The organism is Synechococcus sp. R60.1, from assembly GCF_047461835.1.
Taxonomy (GTDB): domain Bacteria; phylum Cyanobacteriota; class Cyanobacteriia; order Thermostichales; family Thermostichaceae; genus Thermostichus.
The window spans coordinates 1-21,154 of sequence record NZ_JANSIA010000048.1; the positions used below are offsets into that span (position 1 = coordinate 1).

At 60.2% G+C, this 21,154-nt stretch carries 21 protein-coding genes; 12 read left to right on the forward strand and 9 right to left on the reverse strand.

Annotated elements, in window-relative coordinates; all coding sequences use genetic code 11:
• Window positions 1–77: 77 nt before the first annotated feature.
• Together NW834_RS08090 and NW834_RS08095 are read right to left on the reverse strand one after the other, a co-directional pair.
• Entirely contained in the window at window positions 78–443 is a 366-nt protein-coding gene (locus NW834_RS08090; RefSeq protein WP_011432017.1) for a response regulator, read from the reverse strand.
• 276 nt (window positions 444–719) lie between these two features.
• Window positions 720–1,667: an NAD(P)H-dependent glycerol-3-phosphate dehydrogenase gene (locus NW834_RS08095; protein ID WP_011432015.1), complete on the reverse strand. Its 948-nt coding sequence runs from the start codon at window positions 1,665–1,667 to the stop codon at window positions 720–722.
• Between the two features lie 142 nt (window positions 1,668–1,809).
• On the opposite strand from NW834_RS08095, the gene NW834_RS08100 reads away from it, so the two are divergent.
• Both NW834_RS08100 and gcvH read left to right on the forward strand, forming a co-directional pair.
• Window positions 1,810–2,715, forward strand: a complete 906-nt coding sequence (locus NW834_RS08100) for an alpha/beta fold hydrolase (RefSeq protein WP_011432014.1) — start codon at window positions 1,810–1,812, stop codon at window positions 2,713–2,715.
• Between the two features lie 82 nt (window positions 2,716–2,797).
• On the forward strand, window positions 2,798–3,187 hold the full coding sequence (gene gcvH / locus NW834_RS08105; RefSeq protein ID WP_011432013.1) for a glycine cleavage system protein GcvH: 390 nt from the start codon (window positions 2,798–2,800) through the stop codon (window positions 3,185–3,187).
• Window positions 3,188–3,208: 21 nt separating this feature from the next.
• Here gcvH and NW834_RS08110 read toward each other — a convergent pair whose 3' ends face one another.
• Window positions 3,209–4,120 carry a diguanylate cyclase gene (locus NW834_RS08110; RefSeq protein WP_414419397.1) on the reverse strand — a complete coding sequence of 304 codons (912 nt, stop codon included), beginning with the start codon at window positions 4,118–4,120 and terminating at the stop codon, window positions 3,209–3,211.
• Window positions 4,121–4,551: 431 nt separating this feature from the next.
• Between NW834_RS08110 and NW834_RS08115 the strand changes: the two genes are divergently transcribed.
• The 7 genes from NW834_RS08115 (at window position 4,552) to NW834_RS08145 (ending at window position 10,718) form a co-directional block, all read left to right on the forward strand.
• A complete protein-coding gene (locus NW834_RS08115; RefSeq protein ID WP_414419398.1) occupies window positions 4,552–4,983 on the forward strand; it encodes a DUF3119 family protein in 432 nt (143 codons plus the stop codon).
• Window positions 4,980–5,780, forward strand: a complete 801-nt coding sequence (gene pgeF, locus NW834_RS08120; RefSeq protein WP_414419399.1) for a peptidoglycan editing factor PgeF — start codon at window positions 4,980–4,982, stop codon at window positions 5,778–5,780. Before NW834_RS08115 ends, pgeF begins: the two co-directional genes overlap by 4 nt.
• Window positions 5,781–6,265: 485 nt before the next feature.
• Window positions 6,266–6,694, forward strand: a complete 429-nt coding sequence (locus tag NW834_RS08125) for a DUF6464 family protein (RefSeq protein WP_369791761.1) — start codon at window positions 6,266–6,268, stop codon at window positions 6,692–6,694.
• The gene (gene pyrF / locus NW834_RS08130) at window positions 6,691–7,398 is read left to right on the forward strand and encodes an orotidine-5'-phosphate decarboxylase (protein ID WP_414419400.1); all 708 of its coding nucleotides are present in this window, start codon (window positions 6,691–6,693) and stop codon (window positions 7,396–7,398) included. Before NW834_RS08125 ends, pyrF begins: the two co-directional genes overlap by 4 nt.
• Before the next feature lie 131 nt (window positions 7,399–7,529).
• On the forward strand, window positions 7,530–8,114 hold the full coding sequence (locus tag NW834_RS08135) for a hypothetical protein (RefSeq protein WP_414419408.1): 585 nt from the start codon (window positions 7,530–7,532) through the stop codon (window positions 8,112–8,114).
• 347 nt (window positions 8,115–8,461) lie between these two features.
• Complete coding sequence (locus NW834_RS08140; protein WP_414419401.1) at window positions 8,462–9,436, forward strand: hypothetical protein; 975 nt, start codon at window positions 8,462–8,464, stop codon at window positions 9,434–9,436.
• A 22-nt stretch (window positions 9,437–9,458) separates the two neighbouring features.
• Window positions 9,459–10,718 (forward strand): PLP-dependent aminotransferase family protein, encoded by a 1,260-nt coding sequence (locus tag NW834_RS08145; protein ID WP_414419402.1) that lies wholly within the window; start codon window positions 9,459–9,461, stop codon window positions 10,716–10,718.
• Here the strand turns inward: NW834_RS08145 and NW834_RS08150 are convergent.
• Complete coding sequence (locus tag NW834_RS08150) at window positions 10,696–11,115, reverse strand: TerB family tellurite resistance protein (RefSeq protein ID WP_414351616.1); 420 nt, start codon at window positions 11,113–11,115, stop codon at window positions 10,696–10,698. The genes NW834_RS08145 and NW834_RS08150 overlap by 23 nt on opposite strands.
• Before the next feature lie 250 nt (window positions 11,116–11,365).
• On the opposite strand from NW834_RS08150, the gene NW834_RS08155 reads away from it, so the two are divergent.
• On the forward strand, window positions 11,366–12,493 hold the full coding sequence (locus NW834_RS08155; protein WP_414419403.1) for an iron-containing alcohol dehydrogenase family protein: 1,128 nt from the start codon (window positions 11,366–11,368) through the stop codon (window positions 12,491–12,493).
• Window positions 12,494–12,528: 35 nt separating this feature from the next.
• Here NW834_RS08155 and NW834_RS08160 read toward each other — a convergent pair whose 3' ends face one another.
• The 3 genes from NW834_RS08160 to NW834_RS08170 form a co-directional block, all read right to left on the reverse strand.
• On the reverse strand, window positions 12,529–13,455 hold the full coding sequence (locus NW834_RS08160) for a DMT family transporter (RefSeq protein ID WP_414419404.1): 927 nt from the start codon (window positions 13,453–13,455) through the stop codon (window positions 12,529–12,531).
• A gap of 260 nt (window positions 13,456–13,715) precedes the next feature.
• A complete protein-coding gene (locus NW834_RS08165) occupies window positions 13,716–14,837 on the reverse strand; it encodes a glycosyltransferase family 9 protein (protein ID WP_414426280.1) in 1,122 nt (373 codons plus the stop codon).
• Between the two features lie 127 nt (window positions 14,838–14,964).
• A complete protein-coding gene (locus tag NW834_RS08170) occupies window positions 14,965–15,771 on the reverse strand; it encodes a hypothetical protein (RefSeq protein WP_148202674.1) in 807 nt (268 codons plus the stop codon).
• Between the two features lie 454 nt (window positions 15,772–16,225).
• Between NW834_RS08170 and NW834_RS08175 the strand changes: the two genes are divergently transcribed.
• The gene (locus NW834_RS08175; protein ID WP_011432000.1) at window positions 16,226–17,506 is read left to right on the forward strand and encodes a DUF4912 domain-containing protein; all 1,281 of its coding nucleotides are present in this window, start codon (window positions 16,226–16,228) and stop codon (window positions 17,504–17,506) included.
• 102 nt (window positions 17,507–17,608) lie between these two features.
• On the opposite strand, the gene NW834_RS08180 is transcribed toward NW834_RS08175, so the two are convergent.
• The gene (locus NW834_RS08180; RefSeq protein ID WP_414426281.1) at window positions 17,609–18,640 is read right to left on the reverse strand and encodes an anthranilate phosphoribosyltransferase family protein; all 1,032 of its coding nucleotides are present in this window, start codon (window positions 18,638–18,640) and stop codon (window positions 17,609–17,611) included.
• 108 nt (window positions 18,641–18,748) lie between these two features.
• Window positions 18,749–19,711: a LysR family transcriptional regulator gene (locus tag NW834_RS08185; protein WP_414343887.1), complete on the reverse strand. Its 963-nt coding sequence runs from the start codon at window positions 19,709–19,711 to the stop codon at window positions 18,749–18,751.
• A 124-nt stretch (window positions 19,712–19,835) separates the two neighbouring features.
• On the opposite strand from NW834_RS08185, the gene NW834_RS08190 reads away from it, so the two are divergent.
• Window positions 19,836–20,987, forward strand: coding sequence for a serine hydrolase domain-containing protein (locus tag NW834_RS08190; protein WP_414419407.1), 1,152 nt, complete (start codon window positions 19,836–19,838; stop codon window positions 20,985–20,987).
• Window positions 20,988–21,154 lie beyond the last annotated feature (167 nt).

Below are 21,154 nucleotides of genomic sequence, written 5' to 3' on the forward strand. Positions count from 1 at the left end.
TTTAAAGGGCGTCGGCTACGGTCGGCGCTATCCTTCCCTGCCCTGAAGGACGGGGCTTGCCGCGCCTTTTGGTCAACTCAAGACAATTGGGCAGCAACGGCTTTCAGCAGGCGTTTCTGGTCAACGGGCTTCGTCAGATAGGCATCGGAGCCAAAACATAGCCCCTGTTCAATCTCTTCGGGAGAGATTTTCGAGGAGAGAAAGACGAAGGGGATGTGAGCTGTAGACTGATCCCATCTCAGGGCATCCAGCACCCCATAGCCGTTCAGCTTGGGCATCACCACATCGCACAACACCAAGTCGGGCATCAGGGTGCGCACCATCTGCAAGCCCTCTTCTCCATCGGTGGCCGCCACCGTGTCGTACCCCGCTCGTTGCAACACCTTCTGCAGATAGGTGCGAATAGAGGGTTCGTCTTCAATCACCAGGATGCGTTTGGACATAACTTTGTAAAAAATTAAACAAAGACCTGGCCCAACCTGTCGGGCCTACTGTCCGCCTTCCCGGAGCCAGAGAGATCCGAGTTGATGCAAGAACAAGTCGAAGAACTACAGCTGCAGCATAGGGAAACTCTGGAAAAAAAAACTCCGCCAAATCGCTCATTCTGGGATCTCCCTGCTCTGCAAAAATCCTGATAGAGTGCGGAACAACTTTCCTCATCCGCAGATTTGCGGTTATGCCAGAAACCCCCCTCCTCCTTTGGGAGAAGTGAAGGCAGCCTATTCCGAAGTCAGTTGACGTTCCATCAGGCGGGTGAGGGCGGCGGTGGGGGTGGTCTGCCCTTGCAACAACAGATGCACTTCCTGGGTGATGGGCACCTGAATGCCGTGCTGGGCAGCGATCTCGACCACGACGGGAGCGGTGTAAACCCCTTCGGCGGTGCCCTCGATCTCCGCCAAAATCTGCGACAAGGGTTGGCCCTGGCCTAGCCCGTAGCCTACTCGGTAGTTGCGGCTCAAGCGGCTGTGGCAGGTGGCCAGCAGATCCCCCAACCCCGACAGGCCATTGAAGGTTTCTGCCCGTGCCCCCAGCTTAGATCCCACCCGGATCATCTCTGCCAGGCCGCGGGTAACCAGAGCCGCACGAGCATTGGCCCCCAGTTGCAAGCCATCACACACGCCAACAGCGATGGCGATAACATTTTTCAGGGTGCCGCCTAGCTCCACTCCCAGCGGATCGCTGCTGGTATAGAGGCGGAACCGCTCCGAGGAAAGGGCATACTGCACCTGCACAGCGGCCCAGGGATCCCGGCTGGCCACCACTGCCGCTGCCGGCAAGCCTTGGCGGATCTCCGCCGAAAGATTAGGCCCCGAAAGCACCACCAGGGGCTGCTCCGGGAAGGTGGCCCCCCAAATTTGGGTAGGGGTCAGAAGCTGCAGTGGATCCAACCCTTTGGTGGCCGAGACCAAAATTGCCTGCGGCGGGATCCCCACTTGGCGCACCGCTTCCACCACAGGGCGTACCCCCGCCATAGAGACGGCTGAGATGAGGATTTGGGATCCCTGGAGCACTTCTGCCAAATCCAGGCCCTTGCGGCGATTCCAAACCCGCACCCGGTGCCCTTGCCCCTGAGCCAGCATCGCCAGGGTACTTCCCCAAGCCCCGGCTCCCAAAATGGCAACGCTTTGCGGGGATGTTGGGCTTTGGCCTTCTGCGCTAGTGTTCATCTAATCTGTTCACCCGCAGACTTTCTCTTAAGCTTTCTTCGTAGGATGCCTCTCAAAAAGCCTGCGCCGGCAAAGGGAAGACCGGCGACAAAGGTTAGTATGGGTGGATACCAAATCATGGGTTAGCTCGAGAGCAGACGACATGGCAGAAGCAGGGATCCCCCGTCTTCCTCCTGAGGTAGCCGCCAAGATGGGAACCTGGCAGCACGGGTATGCCCTTACCAATGGCATTCAACTGCACTATGTCACCCAAGGGGAAGGGGAGCTGGCGATCTTGTTGCACGGTTTCCCGGAGTTTTGGTACTCCTGGCGACATCAGATTCCGGTGTTGGCGCAGCGGTTTCGCGTGGTGGCACCCGACATGCGCGGCTACAACGATTCCGACAAACCGGATCACGGCTATGACCTGGATACCCTTACCGAGGATATCCGCGGCTTGCTAAGCCACTTTGGGGCCCGAAGAGCGGTGGTCGTAGCCCACGATTGGGGGGGAGCCATTGCCTGGCACTGGGCGCAATTTTTTCCTGAGGAGATTCGCAAGCTGGCCGTCCTCAATTCTCCCCATCCGGCCTGCTTCCGGCGGGAGTTCTTGAGCAACTTGGATCAACTGCGCCGCAGTTGGTACCTGTTCTTTTTTCAATTGCCTTGGCTGCCAGAGTGGGTGCTGCAGTGGGATTTGGGAGATTGGGTGCGCCGCATTTTCCAGGAAACCTCGGTGCGCAAAAGCGCCTTCACCCGCCACGACCTCAAGCTCTACCAAGAGGCCCTCTCCAAACCCAAGGTTCTCACCTCTGCCCTCAACTACTACCGCCAGCTGTTTAACCTGCCCACCTTGCAGAACCTGTTTTTGCAGCCCATGCGGCAGATCCTCGCCCCCACCCTGCTAATTTGGGGAGAAGAAGACTTTGCCCTCAGCCGCGAGCTAACTGAGGGGATGGATCCCTTTTTCCCCAACGGCCTGCGCAAGGAGTACATCCCCGAATGCGGCCATTGGGCGCAGCAGGAAGCTCCGCAAACGGTCAATCGGCTGCTGATGGAGTTTCTCTAGCGGGCCGGGCTTGGGATCCGCTCTTTACCATCTTCAAGGGTTGACCCTAGAATAATCCACTGAATTCTACGGGAGAACCGGCATGGCCCTGGAGTATCCATCCCATCTGCGCTACGTGGACACCCACGAGTACATCCATGTCGAGGATGATATTGCGGTGATTGGGATCACGGCTTATGCCGTCGATCAACTGGGGGATATCGTTTTCGTGGGCTTGCCCGAAGAAGGGACAGAGATTGAAAAAGGGGAAAGCTTTGGCTCAGTGGAATCGGTCAAAGCCGTCGAAGATCTCTATGCCCCTCTTTCTGGAGAGGTGGTGGCCGTGAATACAGCGGTGGTGGAGAGCCCCGAAAGCCTTGCCGACGATCCCTATGGCGATGGCTGGCTGATCAAGGTGCGCATTGCCAACCCCGAAGATCTCGAGGACACCATGAGCGCCGAAGCCTACGCCAGTTTGGTGGAGGGATCCTGAACCCCAACAGGTGGCCTCGAGCTACAGGAAAGTCTCTCGGTTACCACCCTCAGCTTTGGCCCGGTAGAGGGCTTTGTCGGCAGCAGCCAGCAGACTTTGTGGGTCAGTTCCTTCTTCCAGCTCCAGCAGAGAGGCGATGCCCACGCTGCAGCTCAGGGAGATGATCTCCGCTTCCACCTGCACCGACAGGGACTGGACGGCCTGCCGCAAGCGTTCTGTCAGCCCCAAGATTTGCGGGTTTGGGATCCCACGCACCAATAGGGCAAACTCATCGCCCCCCAAGCGGGCCACCAGATCATCTTGGCGAACGTGAGCTTGCAATCGCCGCGCCACCTGGATTAAGGTTTGATCCCCAACCCAGTGCCCCCAGCGGTCGTTGATTTGCTTAAACCCATCCAAATCCAGGTAGAGCACGTGGAGAGGAATTTGATGGCGAAGAGCAAAGGGGATCTCCAGCTCCAGTTGCTTCAGGAAAAAACGTCGGTTATACAGACCGGTTAGCGGGTCGTGGAGGGCGGCAGTGGCCATTTGCAAAAAGAAGGCTTCTTCTGCCGCGTCGTAGTAGGCAAACTTGAGGGTGCTGGCCCCCACTTGAATGCGATCTCCATCCTTCAGGAGAACGCGGCTGATGCGCTCGCCGTTGACATAAGTGCCGTTGAGGCTCTCCAGGTCGGTGAGAACATAACCCTCACTTTCTCTTTCCAGCCGACAGTGCTGCCGGGAGACGGCGTGATCCAAGAGCTGAATGTCCGCGCGGTGGCTGCGCCCCAAAACTCCACCCCTCGCCAAGGGAAACGTCATGCCCACATTGGCGCCGCTGAGCACCGTTAGAAAGGCCGCAGTTGCCTCAGGCTGGGGTCTGCGCTCGTAAAACTCCAAGGGGATCTGAGTGGTTGGCTCCTCTGGCAACTGAGAGAGAGGGTCGAGAGGCATGGAGAGGCCCAACGAATTGTGCGGGTTAGCAGTAAGCACTCGTTATATCCGTATTATGTCGGTTTTCCCCAGGCCGTGTTTGGGTGAGCGAGGGATGTCTCGCCGGTTCTGATCTGTAAACTTGCGGAACTCTGGAGTTTATCGTATACCATCGCACGCGGTGAGGCCCTCAGTTGAGAGCTACGCGAGGATTCCATCCCGCCTGCGCGGTTGTATCGGCCAGCTGTGGGAAGAAGCTCAATGGCAAACCCCAATTTCCCCAGGATCCCAAGTATTTTTCGGGATAACTCAAAAAACGGGTTCGGTTTGCCCCTCGTTCCCTGATTTCGAGAAGAGGCTCTCTCCTCTATGTCCTACAGATCCTCTGACTTCTGAAGAGTTGCCGAGGCGGCCTAGAATGGGTCTGGGATCCCCGAGAGGAGAAATGGGGCATGATTAGACCCAATTCTGCCCATCTATTGACCCCGGATTTTCGCCTCAGCCTGTCGGTGTTGGCTTTGGCGGTGCCGCTGTTCTGGCTTTCGTTTTGGGCGGGGCTAGGGGTGGGCCTGTTTGGCCTGTTTTTGATGGTGCAGACCTCTCTGATCGGTCTGGCCTTTACCAGGACGGCGCTGCAGGTCTACAGCGGCTCCAAGCGCATCCGCGAGTTTCCCTACAGCGAGTGGCAGGATTGGCAAATTTTCTGGCCGCCGCTGCCGGTGTTGTTCTTTTTCCGAGAAACCAAAAGCATTCATTTTTTGCCGATGCTGTTTAACCCTGCTGAGCTGAAGATGTGTTTGGAAGAGCGGGTGGGCCATCTCCGCGCCCAACATCGGTCTCAAGGATCCCCGCCGATTGCTGGTCCGGGTAGCTCCCGCCGATGAGTGGCTCCGCCTTGTGGGTTTGGCAGCAGGCAGAGAGATGGCGCTGGCTGGAGTGTCAGCTTTTGGCGGAGTGGCCTCACGCTTTTGGCTCTCGCCAAGGTCATCCCCATCCCCCATCTCAGTTGGCCGCTCGGCTGCAACTGCCCCCTGAACGGGCCGCGTGGGGCCATCAGGTGCATGGCTGCAACTGGGCTTGGGCAGATGGGATCACGGAAACCCTTGGACAGAAGGGAGAGCAGGACTGCTCTGTTGGTCAAGGGATCCCTACCCGTTCTCAGGCGGATGCGGTCATTGCCCGCCGCCAAGGAGATTCTGCCTGGGTCTGCACCGCTGACTGTGTGCCGATTTTGGTGGCCAGCCAAGAATGGGTGGCAGCCATTCACGCCGGCTGGAGAGGCACTGCTGCGGGGATCTTGTCCAAGGTGCTGCAGGAGTTTTTACAGGCGGGGATCCCTGCTGCTGGGATCCGCGTGGCCATCGGGCCCTCTATTTCGGGGTCAGTCTATCAGGTGTCAGAGGAGGTGGCGGAGCTGGTGCTGCAAAGCCTACCCCCGGGGCTGGATGCCCGCGCCGCTCTCTTGCCCGATCCTCTGCCTGGCAAGGTTCGCCTGGATCTGCGCTGGGTCAACGGTGCCCAAGCCCAAGCCCAAGGGATCCCCCCTGAACACATTGCCGTCAGCCCCCATTGCACCCTCAGCCAACCCCAAGATTTCTTTTCCTACCGCCGCGATGGATCCCTGAAGGATGAGCAGGGCCGTCATTGCGTGCAGTGGTCGGGAATCGGCCTGCGGTCGTAGGAAGACTTAGCCCGGCTCTGCCCGGAGGAACGGGAAGTAGTGGCTATAATTGCGCTCAAGACAGGGCTCTATCTAACTACTGGAGATCCCATGGTTTACCGCGCTGTTTTCTGGGGATTAGCTGGGATGGCTTTGGCTTTCTCTCTCGCTTTCCTTGAGGAGGCTAACGCTCAAACCTCGCTGACTGGCATCAACCGTGACAGCGTACTGCAACTGAACCTTGGGTCGGGACGTAGCCTCCCTCGGGTACCTGTGGGCGGTTCGGGTTCTGAGGAGGGCCGGGATCCTGCTGCTCCTTCGGCGCAAATGTGGGCAGAGTGGCATATTCGCGCCAATGTCTGCACCGGAAACCTATCCACAGAAGAACTGGCGGAGCTGTTTCCATTGGTGAATCAAGCTCTAGTGGATGCCGTTTGCCGGGGAGGAAGTTAAAGGTTGCCCAGGCTGGCGGTAAGGTGAAGAAGGAGCCTCTAGGTCGCTGCTGCATGGATTTTGAGAAACTTTTGGAGGAATGGGTTGCAGCCTTTGCCCAAGTGGCCGAAGAAAGTTTGGCCTCTTTGGAGACTGCCCTGATGGAGCTGGCAGAGCACTTGGCTGTGCCTTTACAGGAAACCCTTAGGCAGTGGGAAGCCCTCTGGAATCTGGAGGAGGAAGTGGAGCTGGAGCCTGAGCCAGAACCCTTTGAGGAAACCCTCAACCCTTCTGGCGAATCTTTCACCACCAGTCGTTTCTTCGTCAGCCCGATAGGATTTGGGGGCGTGGTTGTTTACACTTACGTGGCTTCGCCGCCAGAATACATCGGGGATCCCACCTGCCGCTACAATGCCCATTCTCCAGAGTTGCGCTGCGCCGTCAACCCCTGCGGCCCCTGTGAGGGCTGTCCCCACTATGAGCCCCGGAATGAGCCCCGATGAAGGGTGACCGCCTGATTGTTGCGCTGGATACTTCTTCTCAAGAGCAGGCTTTGGAGTGGGTGGACTCTTTGCCGCAGGTGCTGTGGTGGAAGGTGGGTCTGGAGTTGTTCACTGCTGCGGGTTTTTCCGTTCTGCAGGCTCTCAAGGAAAGGGGCAAGCGCATTTTTCTGGATTTGAAGCTGCACGACATTCCCCACACCGTGGGGAGGGCCACGGCGGTGGCCGTCAGCTATGGAGTGGATCTGCTCACCGTCCATGCTGCCGGTGGCAGTGCCATGTTGCGGGCAGCCGTGGCAGCCGCCCAGGGCAGTTCTTGTCGGCTGTTGGCGGTTACCCTCTTAACCAGCCTCAGCCCCCCGCAGGTGCGACAGGAATTGGGCATCGAGATGGATCCCGCCGACTACGTGTTGCATTTGGCCCGGCTGGCTCAAGCTCAAGGCTTTACTGGACTGGTTTGCTCTCCTCAGGAGGTCTCGCGGTTGCGCCAAGCTTTGGGGCCGGAGGTTTTGCTGGTTACTCCTGGGATCCGTCTGGGCCAAGCCAAGGCGGGGGATGGAGAGGAGGATCAACAGCGCATCTGCACGCCCGACGAAGCTCTGCGGGCAGGAGCCGATTATTTGGTGGTGGGCCGCCCCATCACCGCTTCTCCCGATCCCGTGGCCGCCTTGCGGCGCTTCCAAGCCTCATGGGATGCTGCCGGGTGAGGGTGTGGGGAGATGCCCGATGTTATTGGGGTAGTTCTGTAATGCAACGACGCCGTAGGCTTGTGCAGTGGATCCCTGAAAAAAGGCCGGCTGGATCCGGCAGGAGATGTTGGCTAGGAGTCGGTTTGTCGGTGGTTTTGGGCCTGGTCAGCACTCCTGGGCGCGTTAGGGGTGCGGAGCATTTCGTTCCGGCAAGAGGGGAAGCTTGTCTGGCTGCTCCCCAGGTTTGGGCTGAGGCTCTAACGGAGCAGTTGCCCTTGTTCCTCAATCTGGCCTTGAGCCGCTCCCGCTCTGAGTTTCAGGTTGTGCTGGTGGGGAAGCCGGAGGTTGAAATGCTCTCTCCAGGGTCTCTGGCCCGCTTACGCCAACAGGAGCTGGCTCCGGTTTTGCCGGACACCGCAACTGCTGTTTCGCCAGAAGCTTTTCGGCTGTATTTCACCACGCTGGAGCGCCGCTTGGTCTTGCCCCAACACCCCCAAAAGGAGGGCAACTCCTTGGCCGGTCGGCGCAGCGAAACCCTGCAACTGGCCTACGAGGCTTATGTCCTGCGGGCTAACCCTGGGGATCCCTGGCGGTTGGTGCGTCTGCAGGTAACCGGATCGGGGATCCCCATTCGCGATGTCACGAATGGACTTACCGCCCAGGCCATCCGCCGCTGGCAACAGTCGGGTTGCCCCTTGACGGGCGATCTAGAGTTGACTAGACCTTCTCTCTAGCGGCGCGGAGCGCTTTGCGTCAGCATGAGTGCGGGAGTATGTCACGCGGGGAGATTCTCTTTTGGAAGTAACGAAGGGGCACTTTTTCTCCCCAACCGGCCAAGAGTAGAGGGCGTTGGATGTTCTGCTGCCGGTCGAGGGCCCACCCCGTGTAGGGATAGTGTTCTGCACTGCTCATGCGAACAGGCTAGGGTTTACCCATGAAGTTTCCCCCCGCCACACCCCGCCCGGGCAAGCGGCTGCCCCGCGGCTCATTTCCCCGCCTGAGCTCCTCCAACAGGGACAACCATCGCCTTCGGCGTTTGGTTGGTTTTGGTTTCATGGGCCACTGGCTGCTATGGGGAGGGATGGGCCTTCTTTTGGGGCAGCGACTCCGCTCTTGGGGGCAACCGGCTCCTCTGCAGTGGTGGCGCGTTTTGCCGGTGAGCAGTTCTGAGGGATCCCTGACTTTTGTCCAACCGGAACTGCCTCTCTACCACTCGTTCGCGTCAGTGGTGCGGAGCGCTTTTGCCGACAGGCTACTGCCCTGGCTGGCTCAGGGAACCGGGATCTCGGCTGAAGGGATCCTGCACATCTTCTCAGCTATGGCCTGCTTGGCCATTCTGCTGTTGTGCTGGAGCTGGGGCAACTTCTGGAGTGCCGGTCTATGGGGACTCAGCCCCTGGGTGTTGACCCAAGGGTTGGAGCCAGGCAGCGAGATTTTGGGCAGCCTGGTTTTGCTTTGCAGTTGTGGTGTTGGGCCGGGATCCACCTTGCGCTGGTGGGGTCTGGCCTTAGCTTGTGCCCTGTCTTATAAGGTTTGGCCCTTGGCTCTGCTCTGGGCGGGGCTGTGGACGAGCCAGCAGTGGCCACGGCAACCGTTGCGTTCGCGTCAGCAGTGCGGGGCATCAGGACTGCTTTTGCTGCTGCTGGTGATGGGTTTTTCCTGGTTGGGACGGATTGATTGGCCAGCTACCTCTGCTGAGGTGATTCCCCATCCTCTCAGCTCCCAAAGTGGCTTGGCCGTTTTGGCTACTTTGATGCTGCCCTTGGGGTTGAGCTTGGTGCGGTTGGGCTGGCCCTGGGCAGAACGGCAGCAAGCCCTGCTCAGCTTGGCCGGTTTGGGCCATGTCCTCTGGATGGGGGCGCTGGCGACATGGTTTTGGGATCCCCAAGTGAACACCCTGCAGCAAAGTGCTCGCTGGGGTTTGGTGGTGCTCCCCTTCCTATGCCTGAGCGCCGGCGGCGTCTTGGCTGAGATCCCCTACCGGAGCTGGCGGCGGGTTTTGGGATCCCTACTCCTGGGCAGTTCTTTCTTGTTATCGTGGCAGGCATTGGCCTAAGGTATTCTTTCTCTTGCTTGCCATGACCCAGACCTCGTCCGCATCGGCACCGCGTAGCACTTCGCGGCCCTTGTTGCAAACCCTTTTTGCCCAACGGGCTCAGGCTGTGATCCCTTCTCCTTTCGGGGCGGAGATCCCAGGTGCAGCGCCAGTGGTTACCAGTTTTACCTTTGGGCTGGCGGATCCGCGCCTGTTTCCCAAGGCCGACTTGGCGCGGGCCACGGCGGAGGTGTTGGCGGAAGATGGGGACAATGCCCTCAATTACGGCGGCACGTTTGCCGGGCTGATCAACGTGGTGCTGCAGTTGATGCGGGATAGAGGGGTAGAGGCCCAGCCGGAAAACCTACTGATCGGCTATGGCTCTGGGCAGATCCTCGGCCTGTTGCCTCAGGTCTTCGTGGAGCCGGGGGATGTAGTCATTGTGGAAGGGCCCACCTTCATGGGGGCTGTCAGCCGTTTTGCGGCGGCAGGAGCGCGTCTGATCTCGATTCCGGTGGATGGGGAAGGCATGGTGGTGGATCGCCTGGAAGAGGTGCTGCGCGATCTGGCTCGCCAAGGGATCCGCCCCCGATTTGTCTATACCATTCCCACCTTCCAAAACCCCAAAGGCTGCACCCTCTCTGGGCCACGGCGGCAGAAATTGGTGCAGTTGGCAGCTGAGTACGGTGTGGTGGTGGTGGAGGACGAGGCCTACTACGACCTGCGCTTTGCCGGGGATCCCTTGCCCAGTTTGGCTGCGCTGGATCGGGAAGGCTGGGTTCTTCATGTGGGCACCTTCTCCAAGATTGTGGTGCCGGGGGTGCGGGTGGGTTGGGCCTGTGGTCACCCTGAGATCATCCGCCGCTTGGAGATGTTTCGCAGCGAGGGATCCCTGGGGCCCTTTTTGGGCCGGGTGGTGGCCCGCTATTGCGGGGAGGGCCGTCTGCAAAGCCACATTCAACTCCTCACCCGTCGCTACCGAGAAAAGTGCCAGGTGATGCTGGAGGCCATCGCTCAATATTTTCCGCCCGAAGTCAAGGTGGAGGCCCCTGGGGGTGGATTTTTCGTCTGGTGTGAGCTGCCCCCTTCCCTAAGCGCCAGCACCTTGTTGCAGGCTACCCGTGCCCTGGGGGTCACCTTCCTACCGGGCACCCACTGCTTTGCCGACGGCCAAGGAGACCATGCTCTGCGCCTGGCCTTCAGCTATCAACCCGAGGAGCGCATTGTCAGTGGGATCCAGACCATTGGGGAGCAACTGCACAGACTGATGCACTCTCGCGTCACCTGCTCCCCACAGCCTTAGCCATGCGCCGGAAAAATTGCCCAACGCCCTTCACCAGGTTGGGTGCAGCTTCTGGACGAGCCGGGATCCCGGCCATGAGGGTGTAGTAGTCATCCAAGAGGGTGTGCTCTTCTGGAGAGACCGTGTCGTCCGCGATCATCAGGTTGCCGATTGCTCCCAAAAGTTGCATGCGCTCGGTTTCGCTGGCCTGGGCAAGATAATCGGCCATCCAGCGCTCGGTTTGCTCCATTGGGATAGGCTCTTGGATCAGTTCTCGCAGCTCGGTATCGTGCTCCAAACCATAGCGGCGCAGCAGGGATCCCAAGTAGGCCAATTCCTGGGGTTCCAAATGCCCATCGGCCCAAGCAGAGCCGGCCACAATTTTAAGCATGAGCTGATGTTGAGTTGTGGGGTTCATGGTGGGATCCCTTGCTGAGAACTGTTGTCGCTACGCGACACTTCTGCGAACGTGTCAGGGGGCCAGAGACCTTAGAGGCTGCAGAGTTGAGGGGATGAACAGCTTAACTATAGCCAGACCTTAGGTGAGCCATCTGCATTCGCGCCAGCGGTGCGCAGCCCTTTTTGCGGCTAGAATCGTTATCTGTATTCACGGACACTGAGCTATTCGCGATAGCGGGACGGAGTCCTTTTTCTCGCCCATTCTTGCAATGCTGAGCGCCTCTCCTTGCCAATTGGATCTTGCCATTCTGGCCCCGGGTCGGCTGTACCGCGGCAGCGGCATTCTGGAAGCTGTGCCCCTTGCGGTACTGGGATCCCGCGTGCTGGTGATCGGGGGGGAACGCTCCTTGGCTGTAGTTGAGGCCCCCCTGGAGCGCAATTTCGCGCGGGAGCCTGCCGTCCAAGTCCACTGGACTACCTACGGGGTAGATTGCAGCGAGTCGGAGCTGGCGCGTTTGCAGGCGCTAGCCATGGCGGAATCGGTAACCGGCATCTTAGGAGTGGGGGGTGGCAAGGCACTGGATACGGCCAAGCTAGTGGCCCACAGATTGGGGATCCCGGTGGTTACCGTGCCCACCTCTGCGGCCACCTGTGCCGCCTGGAGCGCCCTATCCAATATCTACTCCGACAGCGGCGCTTTTCAGCAGGATGTGAGCCTGGATCGCGCCCCTGCTGCCCTGATCCTGGACTATGAGCTGATTCTGCAAGCTCCAGCGCGCACCCTAGTGGCTGGGATCGGAGATGCCTTGGCTAAGTGGTACGAGTCTTCCGTCAGCAGCGGCAGTTCAGAAGATGCCCTGGTGATTGGCGCTGTGCAGCAGGCCCGCGTCCTGCGGGATTTGCTCCTCCAGCAATCGGCGGCGGCCTTGAGGGAGCCGGGCGGAACCGCTTGGAAGCAGGTGGTGGATGCCTGCATCTGCCTGGCGGGGATCGTCGGCGGCATGGGTGGGGCTAAGTGTCGCACCGTGGCCGCCCACGCTGTCCACAACGGGCTAACCCACTTGTCGGGGCACCGGGCCACCCTGCACGGCGAGAAGGTGGCTTTCGGCATTTTGGCCCAGCTCCGCCTAGAAGAGATCCTGCAGGGAAGCCAGTTGGCGCTGGCAGCACGTACCCAGTTGCTGGAGTTCTACCGCCAGGTGGGGCTGCCCCTCAACTTGCGGGATCTCAAGCTAGGTCACTTGGGATCCGCCGACCTGCTGCATGCTGCCCAAGTGGCCTGCCAGCCAGGATCCGACATCCACCACCTGCCCTTCCCCGTCAGTCCAGAAGCCCTGTTGGTGGCCCTTACCACCACCGATTTAACCAGCTCCAGCCCCGTTCTGCCTCGGGTCTAGGTCATTGCCCCTGGCAGAGGATCATCTGCCTGCTATCAAACTCCGCCGGTACGGGCCTGGGTCGGCATTGTGGGCAGGCGGGCTTCGCCGTAGGCTCCAGAGGTGGCGCCCACCAAGATCAAGGCTCCGCCCATCCAAGTCCACCCATCCGGGATCTCGGCAAACACCCAAAACCCGATTAGGCTGGCCCAGAGCAGACGGGAGAAATCCAGAGGCAGCAGCATCGTCACCTCAGCCAGCTTGTAGGCCTGGGCGAGGGCCACCTGGCCAATGCTGCCCAGTAGCCCCATGGCCACCATCCACAGCCACTGCTCAGGAGAAGGCCAGGTCCAAACCCAGACGGCAGCCAGAAAGGAAAGGGGGGTCTGCAGCAGGCCCATGTAGGCCGTAATCGTGAGGCTGGACTCGGTGCGGGAGAGGATCTTGAGCACGATGGTCACCCAGGCAAAGAGTGCTGCCGCCCCCAAGGCCAGCCCTGTTCCCAGAGAAAACTCTCGGAAGCCTGGCCTCAACATCACCAAAGCCCCGGCAAACCCCAGGCCCAATCCCAGCCAGCGGGACGAGCGCATCTGCTCGCCCAACACCCATACCGCCATCGTGCCGGCAAACAAAAGTTGAACAAAGCTCAGCGCCGTAGCTTCTGCCAGAGGCAACAGGCTGGCTGCCCAAAAGGAGAGCAACATCCCCACCGTGCTGATCGCCGAGCGCAGGAGGTAAAACTCCATCTTGGCGGTGTGCAGAGACTGGATCCCAGCCCGCAACACCAGCGGCGACAGGGCGAGAAACCCGAATAGGTTGCGCAAAAACACAATCTGAAAGGGGTGAAGGGCGGGAGTGTTGAGCCGGATGATCGCCCCTAAACAGGCAAAGCAAGCAGTGGCCAGCAGCTTCAGGGCAACTCCTTGCCAGAGCCTTATTTTTCCCCACTCTGCAAAGCGGCTCAGCTGGTGGCGATACCACATCTCCAAAGTCGCAGCTCACACCCAAATGGTTTAGGCACTAAGTTTTCAGCCTTGAACTCTCAGCTTAAACGGACTTCCAGGGATCCGAACTGCGCCCCTGGGCACTCCTTGCTGCCCACCGGCCCCCCTGATTCCCAGGGGGAAAAAGATGGGGATCCCAAGACATGGCCATTTCAAGTAGCCATGAAACAACTCACCCCGTCGCTCCATAGCTCCCCTCTCTCTTTGGGAGAGGGGCTGGGGGTGAGGGCGTGGAACCTCTAGGTTTGCTTGAGAATCTCTTTCAAGTAGCCGATGACCGTTTCCGGCTTGAGATGGGCCATACAGGGATGACCCTCCACCAGGCAGGTTTCGTTTTTGAACTTGTTCTCTGCGCAGACCCGGCACTTGTAGGCGGTTTGGGTGAGATAGACGTGGGGCAGACGAGGAGCCCACAGTCGCACCGGGCTGGCCCCATCCCCATCGGCATCGTTGCCAAACAGGGCAATGGTGGGACAGCCCACTGCCGCCGCGATGTGCATCGGCCCCGCATCCACGGAGATACACACCCGCGCCCGCTTCAAGGCTCCTGCCAGCTCCATGAGGCTGGTTTTGCCCCGCAGGTCAACCATTCCTGTTTGGGCCAGCAGTTCGTCTTCGCCGCTGCCGCCGTGGTAGAGGGATCGCTGCAGCTCCGGCGCGCTGCCGATTAGCCCCACCTGCAGGCCCTGTCCCTGGCACCACTCGATGACCTGCCGCCAGTACTCCAGAGGCCACATCTTGGCGCGGCGGGTAGTGGTGATGTGCACCAAGACCTCTGGCACCGGAAAACCGGGATCCCGGCTGGGCAGCTCCAGGCGGAAAAAATCCGTCTCCACGTACGCCAGGCGACAGAAGATTTCGGCGATGTAGTTGCTGGTGAGGATCCCTTTGTAGCGCTGCAAAAACTCCAGGCTGTTCCAGTCGTCGTCTTGGAGCATGCGCTGTACCGGGTCGGAGCCGGGGTCCAACTTGCGGCGAAAATCCAGAGTCAAGCCGGCCCCGGCAATGTACTGGGGGCGCAGGGCCGTTACCGCCACCAGGTTGAGCTCGCTAAACTCGTCGCAATTGATGGCCAAGTCGTAGGGGCCGGCCTGGGTCACCCGCTCTCGCACAGCAGCGGTCAGGGCCTCGAGGTAATCGGGACGACGGCTGTAGAGAGGAAAGCTGAAGTCGATGTAGGGGCAGTGGAGCTCAAAGTCGCGGGTAATCTCGCTGCCAAAAAAATCCAGCACACAGCCGGGGTATTTTTCCTTGAGGCCCCGCAACAGCGGGATGGTAACCACAAAATTGCCCACCTTGCTGGAGGAAAACACCGCCAGGTGGGGATGTTCCCGCAGAGGTTGGTTGGCAAACCGTTGCATAGGGCTGGGATCCCCAGGAAGATATCAACCCCGCTGGAGGTGGTGCGGGTGGTGCAGACAGAGCACTTTTGCTAGGCTAGCATTCCTCTGTCCTGTGCTTTGATGGCCATGCTGGGATCCCTGGGCCTCAGGGGAGACTGGCTTGGCTGCCATCCCAGATGACCACCACAGCAAAGCGATCCAGAAAGCCATCTGTCGCATTCATCTGGCGCAGACTAAAAGCATCTTCGGCGGAAATCACCAGGTCGTAGCCCAGGGTGCGGATGGCACGAATGCGGTGAGGCCGTTCCCCGATGCGGTTCACCAGTGAGCGGGCCTGCTCTTCCGAGGTGGCATAGGCAGCTGTGCCCTCGCTGCCCACAAAGGCCGCGTTGAGGTCTTGGCCAAGAGTAACGGGGGTATAGACTTGATTGCCATCGGGATCAAACAAGCGCATTGACTGGCTAGGCAAGAAATCCAAGCCTCGTGCATCCACAATCAACCCTGTCACTTGCGGTTCCCGCCGCTGGGATCCCGCCTCCAGACCCGTTCCGCCCCCTGGCCCTTGGCCTGTGCCCACCCCTGAGCCAGGACTGGCTCCGCGCACCCCACTCTGGCCGCTGCCCGGCCCGATCACTTCCCCCTGCCGGGATCCAGAGCCACTGCCGCCAGGGCTGGTGCCGAACTGCCGCAACAGATCCAGATCGAAAACCGGGCCTTCTGCCACTTCTCCATGGCCGGGTTGGGCCGGCTGGACTTTTGGATCAGCTTGATCTGTTTGTGGGAGCGGAACAGAATCCTGGGTTACTGGACGCCAGGGCGTTGCTTCAGAAGCGGGCAGGGTAGGGGATCCCCCTTGCAAGCGGTAAAGGGGAGGAAACAGCGTTTGGGCATCCACAGCTTCCACCGGCAAGACCGGCCCCGCCAGCAGGATCCCCAGTGCTGCCCAGCTCACTTGGATCCGTATGCCTTGAATCCTATACTTCCACCACCTCATGCCCACACCTCTTGGCCTCAAAACCTGCGGCCCGCTCGGCAACCGCTCATCCTCCCCCATGCTACCCAGGCAGGGCCGGTTCGGCAGGGGATCCCGCGCAGTCTTCCCCTTGGCTTGAGAGCAGCTGGGGCTCCTGGCCTCTCCCTAAAGGTGGGTCGGAGAACAAGAGATTGATCCCCAGCGATCCCCAGGGTCTTGACCGACAGGCAAAAATACGCAAACATGGGTTCATCATTCTTTATGATCCCCGTTGATCCCCACCTGTGGTCATCAGCGGCTGGAGAGCCCGAGGCAAGCCGATACATCAGCAGGTTCAAGGTTGTCCTCAGAACCACAAGCTGGGATCGGCCCATAGGACAAAAGCTGGAGCATTGCACGAAGCCCGATTTGTCGAAGACAGGAGACCCCGACCATGCCACAAGAGCGGATCCCGTTGGAAGAAATGACCATCCGGCAGTTGCGGGAAGAAGCTGCCCGCTATCAGATCCCCAAGTACAGCCGCATGACCAAAGACCAGCTGATTGAGGCCATTCGAGAGGCCCAAGTCAAAGCTGGCCGCCCTGTCGATGCCATGCCGGAGCCCAAGGGGCAAGAATCGGTCACCCAAACGAAGTTTAGGGGTCAAGAGGTTGCCGGCAAGACGGATCTGGCCGATGTGGACAAAGGGCTGGGGGATCTGCCGGAGGGCTATGGGGAAAGCCGCATCGTTTTGCTGCCGCGGGATCCCCAGTGGGCCTACGCCTATTGGGATGTGCCCAACGAGGCTAAAGAAAGCAAGCGCCGCGAGGGCGGCCAACAGTTGGCGCTGCGCCTCTACGATGTGACGGATATCGATTTCAGCTACCAGCCGGCCCACAGCATGCAGGAGTACCCCTGTGATGAGTTGGCGCGGGAGTGGTATTTGCCGATCCCGGTGAGCGATCGTTCCTACATTGTGGAGATCGGCTACCGGACGGCAGATGGCCGCTGGCTGATGTTGGCCCGCTCGGCGGCGGTGATGGTGCCGCCAGTCTTTCCCTCCGACTGGTTTGAAGAGCACTTCCTGACAGTGCCCTTCGACATGGCTCTGCAGGGCCGCACCCTTTACCAGCTCAGCGAGCCCTACAAGCGCAGCGCCACCGGCATGGGCGTGGTGGACTACAAAGGCGATGAGCCGCAGCAGGGTGCCACGGTCGATCCCTTCCTAGAAATGGTGGGCGGCTTTGAGGCGATGCGGGTGGCGGGATCCCTGTTTGGCAGCCACCAGATGGGCAGCCGCCAATTGGTGCCCGAGCAGGCCATCAGCTCGTTTATCATCCCCTCGGGTGTGGGCATGATGGGGATGGCCATGGCGGAGGTGCCCGCTGCTCCCTGGATGGCTTCAGGATCCGGCCTGGGCCTGTTCTCGGGGGCTTCCGAAGTGCTGCCGCAGCGCTCTCGCAAGTTCTGGTTGGTGGCCGATGCCGAGCTGATTGTCTATGGGGCCACAGAGCCGGATGCCACCGTTACCATTGGCGGGCGCAAGATCCAGCTCAACCCCGATGGCACCTTCCGCTTCCACATGGCTTTCCCAGACGGCAACATCGACTTCCCCATCTTTGCGGTGGCTGCCGATGGCGAGCAAAACCGGGAGATCCACATGACCTTCGACCGCCGCACCCTCTCCCGCCGCACCAACACCAAAGAAGAGGCCATCGAAGAGTTGTTGCCCTGAAGGATCCAACCTTTCCCTTCTTGCCCCCTGGAGCTGGCCGGGGGGCTTTTTTCCCTGGGCTGGAGAGCTTGACTCCAGCCATCGAAACAGGGGATCCCAGCCCTAGGAGAGGTCGATCACCCGGATCAGTTGTTTCAGCTTCTCCATCACCCGTCCAGAGCGAAGCAGGTCTTCCGCCTGTTGGATCCCTTCTGGCAAGGATGGAGCAAGCCCGAGGAGCCACAGATAGCTGCCCCCATTCCAGAGAACGGCTGGGGTGAGTTCACAGGGATCCCCGCTGAGCACCTGCTGCATCTGTTGGAGCAGCTCTTTCTCGCCGGAGAGGGGAATCTCCGGGCCTGCCAAGTGACAATCGCGAGCCTTCAAGAGCAGCCGTTTCCCGCCCTGGTTGAGAATGGCCGCCCGTTCCCGCGGCAGGTCGCAACTGCCTTCCAAACCTTTGACGGTGGTGAATTGCCGAATCTCCCGCAGGGCAAACAGCTCCAGCATCGTGGCCTCGGTGGGAGGATGCACATAGCCGGCCACCAGGTGAAAGGGGCCTTGGTAGGGCGTCCAGACCAGTTCCAAGGTGGCCAAGGGGGGGCGCTTGCCGATTTGATCCCGGTAGTCCATCAGGGCCTGAGCCTGGGGAAAACAGGTGGGCAAATACAAAAATCCCAGCCCGGTTTGTTCCAGCAGTTGCCCCACCCGCTCCAGGGATAGCCCTCGCCAATCCACCCCCAAGCTCCGCCACACCGCTTCCAAGGGCAGCCCATACTTGGTGGGACAGAAGCCAGAGCCATGCAGCAAAACGGCTGACCCTGCCGCTGCCAGCAGCAAAGCCACCAGCACCCCCAGCGGTGCCGTCCGCGAGCGGCCATCGTAGGGATGGCCAAAGATGATCAAGGGATGAGGCAGATCCTGCCGGGGCAGAAGAGGGCCGTACTCTGCATAGGCATCCAACATACCGGCCAGCTCCTCGGCAGTGGGGCGCTTGATGCGGTGGGCAATTAAAAAAGCCCCGATCTGGGCGGGAGTGGCCTCCCCCCGCAGGAGCATTCGAGCAGCGCTGGCGGCCTCTGCCCGGCTGAGATCCTGGTGGGTGTGGGTGCCGCTGCCGATTTTTTTCAACAGCTCGCGAAACTCTTGGCTCATAGCATCGGCGGTCGGGAGCGCTGGGCTACTCAGGATAGGGGGAGATAAGGGCGGAACACTTGAAACTACCGATATGGGTATTTGACCAGAAATTTCTACAAAAGGTCTCTACAAAACCGACAACAGCCCAGCAGAGGGCCAATGGGGATCTGCGCCGGAAGCAGGCTCAGCATTACCAGACTGCCTAATCAGCTGGGCGGCCAACTGCAAAAACCGGCGAATGGGAGGGATCCGATAGCGATCGCTGGTGGTAACCATAACCACCTGTCGCCTCAAGAGGGGGGGCTCGGTGGGTCGCACCTGCAAATCCGGATCGGCGCAGCAGTCCACCAGGGCCGACTCCGGCAGGAGGGCAATGAGCTGCCCCTGTCGCACCACCCCCCGAAAGGCATCCAAGGTGTTCAGTTCCAGGGCTGCTTTGAGGGGAAGCCCCTGCCGGGCCAGATGGGATCCCACCAAGGAGCGCATGGCATAGCCATCCTTGAACACAGCCTGGGGATACTCCGCCAGCACCTTCCAGGGGATCCGCTCGTAGCGGCTGAGGGGATGGGTGGCGGGCATCAATACTTGAATTGGCTCGGAGTACAGTGGCTCCACCACCAGCTCTGCCCCCCGCGTCATCAGGGGGTTCTCCATCACCAGGGCCACATCCACCAGCCCATCCCTGAGCACCTTTAAGGCGCGGTCGCTGCCCAGAGCGGTAACCCGCAACTGCACCTCTGGATACTCCCGGCAAAACTGTTGCAGCACCGGCGGCAGTTGATGGGCGATCAGAGAATGGATCCCAGCAATGCAGAGCTCAGTTTGCTGGCCCTGCAGCCATTCTCGAATGCTTTCCTGAGCCCGCTGCCATTCCTGACAGATGCGACGGGCATGGGGCAAAAGCCGTTCCCCAGCTACGGTTAGAGCCACCGGGCTTTTGCGATGCAACAGCGGAGCCCCCACCGCTTCCTCCAGGGCCTGGATCTGGCGGCTAATAGCCGATTGGGTCAGACCGCTGAGGCGAGCAGCGGCCAAAAAGCTGCCCGTTTCCACCACGTTCAAAAAGGCTTGCAACAACTCCAGCCGCACTCGGGATCCCTTGATGATGTAGCCTGCCGTGGTGGCATCCTAGCTGGGGAAGCGGTAGGCTTTTGTAAACACCGTTACAAGTTGTTTGTTGGACTGGGGATCCCCAAGCCAGGAGGAGAAGCAGATGGGTTGGGATCCAGCCTTGCTGGAGGGGCTGCTCAACTCCGCCATTCCCCACCTTTTCCCCGCTGCCCAGGTGGTCATCCGCCACAAGGGAAGGTGTATCTACTCAAGGGCGGCAGGCCATCTCGACCCTGAGACCCGGCGCCAACCGACAACCTCGGCCACCCGTTTTGACCTGGCCTCGCTGACCAAGCTGTACACCGCCACCGCCTGCATGGCCCTGGTGGAAGCCGGAGCGTTGCTGCTGGATCAACCGGTCAGTCTCCTGTTGCCGGAGTTTCAGGGATCCCGCCCCATTGCCCCCTATGAAGATCCTCTGCAACCAGGGGAATGGATTGCTGTGGAGCCGGAGTCCTTGGGCCAGCTTATTGCAGCAGAACAGGTGACGGTGCGACAGTTGCTGGCCCACACCGCCGGTTTGCCCGCCTGGCGACCCCTTTTTCGACAGCCCGATGCCGAATCGGCCCGGCACATGGCCCTGCACACCTTTTTGGCCTACAGGCCGGGATCCCGCAGAGTCTACAGCGATCTTGGATTGATCCTGCTGGGGCTGGCTTTGGAACGTCTGAGCGGAACCCCTCTGGATCAGATCTTGCATGCCCGGATCTTGCGGCCTCTGGGCCTGAGCCAAACTCAGTTTTATCCAGGGGATCCCTTTGACCCATCCTCTGTCTCTGTCTCTTGTGCCCCCACCGAGCTGTGTCCTTGGCGAAAGCGCCGCCTACAGGGGCAGGTTCACGACGAAAATGCCGCCCGCCTGGGCGGGATCGCCGGCCATGCCGGACTATTCGCCACGGCAGAGGAAGTAGCCGCTTTCGGAGAGAGTTTTTTGACGGGATCCCTGCTGCAGCCGCAGACGGTGAGGGAAATGACCCGCGAGCAGTTGCCTCAGCAAGGGGATGCCCACCGCTGTCACGAGCGCCGGGGTTTGGGGTTTGCCTTGCGCTCCCCGGATCCCTTGGCCAGCAGCTCCCCGTTCAGCCCCAGCGCCTTCGGCCACACCGGCTTCACCGGAACCTCCCTGTGGATCGATCCAGAGCGGGAGCTGGTGGTGACGCTGCTCACCAACGCCGTCTACCACGGTCGGCGGGAGAACGGATTCCAGGCTTTCCGGGTTGCCTTCCATCAGGCCATCCTAGAGGGGCTTTCTTGATCATTGAGTCCCTGACCGTTCCCGCTAGGGTGCCGTAGGCATAACCGAGGCTGAGGTGGACGAGACCTTTTACCGACAGTTGGTAGACATGCTGATACATTTACGCTGAACACTGCTGAACATCACTGTTCAACTATGCAGCGATAGCATTCTGTTTGTTTCCAAAC

What these genes read in the sequence shown, in the direction of transcription:
- NW834_RS08090 (WP_011432017.1), bottom strand. Translation starts at nt 443, where the DNA reads ATGTCCAAACGCATCCTGGTGATTGAAGACGAACCCTCTATTCGCACC.
- NW834_RS08095 (WP_011432015.1), bottom strand. Translation starts at nt 1,667, where the DNA reads ATGAACACTAGCGCAGAAGGCCAAAGCCCAACATCCCCGCAAAGCGTT.
- NW834_RS08100 (WP_011432014.1), top strand. Translation starts at nt 1,810, where the DNA reads ATGGCAGAAGCAGGGATCCCCCGTCTTCCTCCTGAGGTAGCCGCCAAG.
- gcvH (WP_011432013.1), top strand. Translation starts at nt 2,798, where the DNA reads ATGGCCCTGGAGTATCCATCCCATCTGCGCTACGTGGACACCCACGAG.
- NW834_RS08110 (WP_414419397.1), bottom strand. Translation starts at nt 4,120, where the DNA reads ATGCCTCTCGACCCTCTCTCTCAGTTGCCAGAGGAGCCAACCACTCAG.
- NW834_RS08115 (WP_414419398.1), top strand. Translation starts at nt 4,552, where the DNA reads ATGATTAGACCCAATTCTGCCCATCTATTGACCCCGGATTTTCGCCTC.
- pgeF (WP_414419399.1), top strand. Translation starts at nt 4,980, where the DNA reads ATGAGTGGCTCCGCCTTGTGGGTTTGGCAGCAGGCAGAGAGATGGCGC.
- NW834_RS08125 (WP_369791761.1), top strand. Translation starts at nt 6,266, where the DNA reads ATGGATTTTGAGAAACTTTTGGAGGAATGGGTTGCAGCCTTTGCCCAA.
- pyrF (WP_414419400.1), top strand. Translation starts at nt 6,691, where the DNA reads ATGAAGGGTGACCGCCTGATTGTTGCGCTGGATACTTCTTCTCAAGAG.
- NW834_RS08140 (WP_414419401.1), top strand. Translation starts at nt 8,462, where the DNA reads ATGGGCCTTCTTTTGGGGCAGCGACTCCGCTCTTGGGGGCAACCGGCT.
- NW834_RS08145 (WP_414419402.1), top strand. Translation starts at nt 9,459, where the DNA reads ATGACCCAGACCTCGTCCGCATCGGCACCGCGTAGCACTTCGCGGCCC.
- NW834_RS08150 (WP_414351616.1), bottom strand. Translation starts at nt 11,115, where the DNA reads ATGAACCCCACAACTCAACATCAGCTCATGCTTAAAATTGTGGCCGGC.
- NW834_RS08155 (WP_414419403.1), top strand. Translation starts at nt 11,366, where the DNA reads ATGCTGAGCGCCTCTCCTTGCCAATTGGATCTTGCCATTCTGGCCCCG.
- NW834_RS08160 (WP_414419404.1), bottom strand. Translation starts at nt 13,455, where the DNA reads ATGTGGTATCGCCACCAGCTGAGCCGCTTTGCAGAGTGGGGAAAAATA.
- NW834_RS08165 (WP_414426280.1), bottom strand. Translation starts at nt 14,837, where the DNA reads ATGCAACGGTTTGCCAACCAACCTCTGCGGGAACATCCCCACCTGGCG.
- NW834_RS08175 (WP_011432000.1), top strand. Translation starts at nt 16,226, where the DNA reads ATGCCACAAGAGCGGATCCCGTTGGAAGAAATGACCATCCGGCAGTTG.
- NW834_RS08180 (WP_414426281.1), bottom strand. Translation starts at nt 18,640, where the DNA reads ATGAGCCAAGAGTTTCGCGAGCTGTTGAAAAAAATCGGCAGCGGCACC.
- NW834_RS08190 (WP_414419407.1), top strand. Translation starts at nt 19,836, where the DNA reads ATGGGTTGGGATCCAGCCTTGCTGGAGGGGCTGCTCAACTCCGCCATT.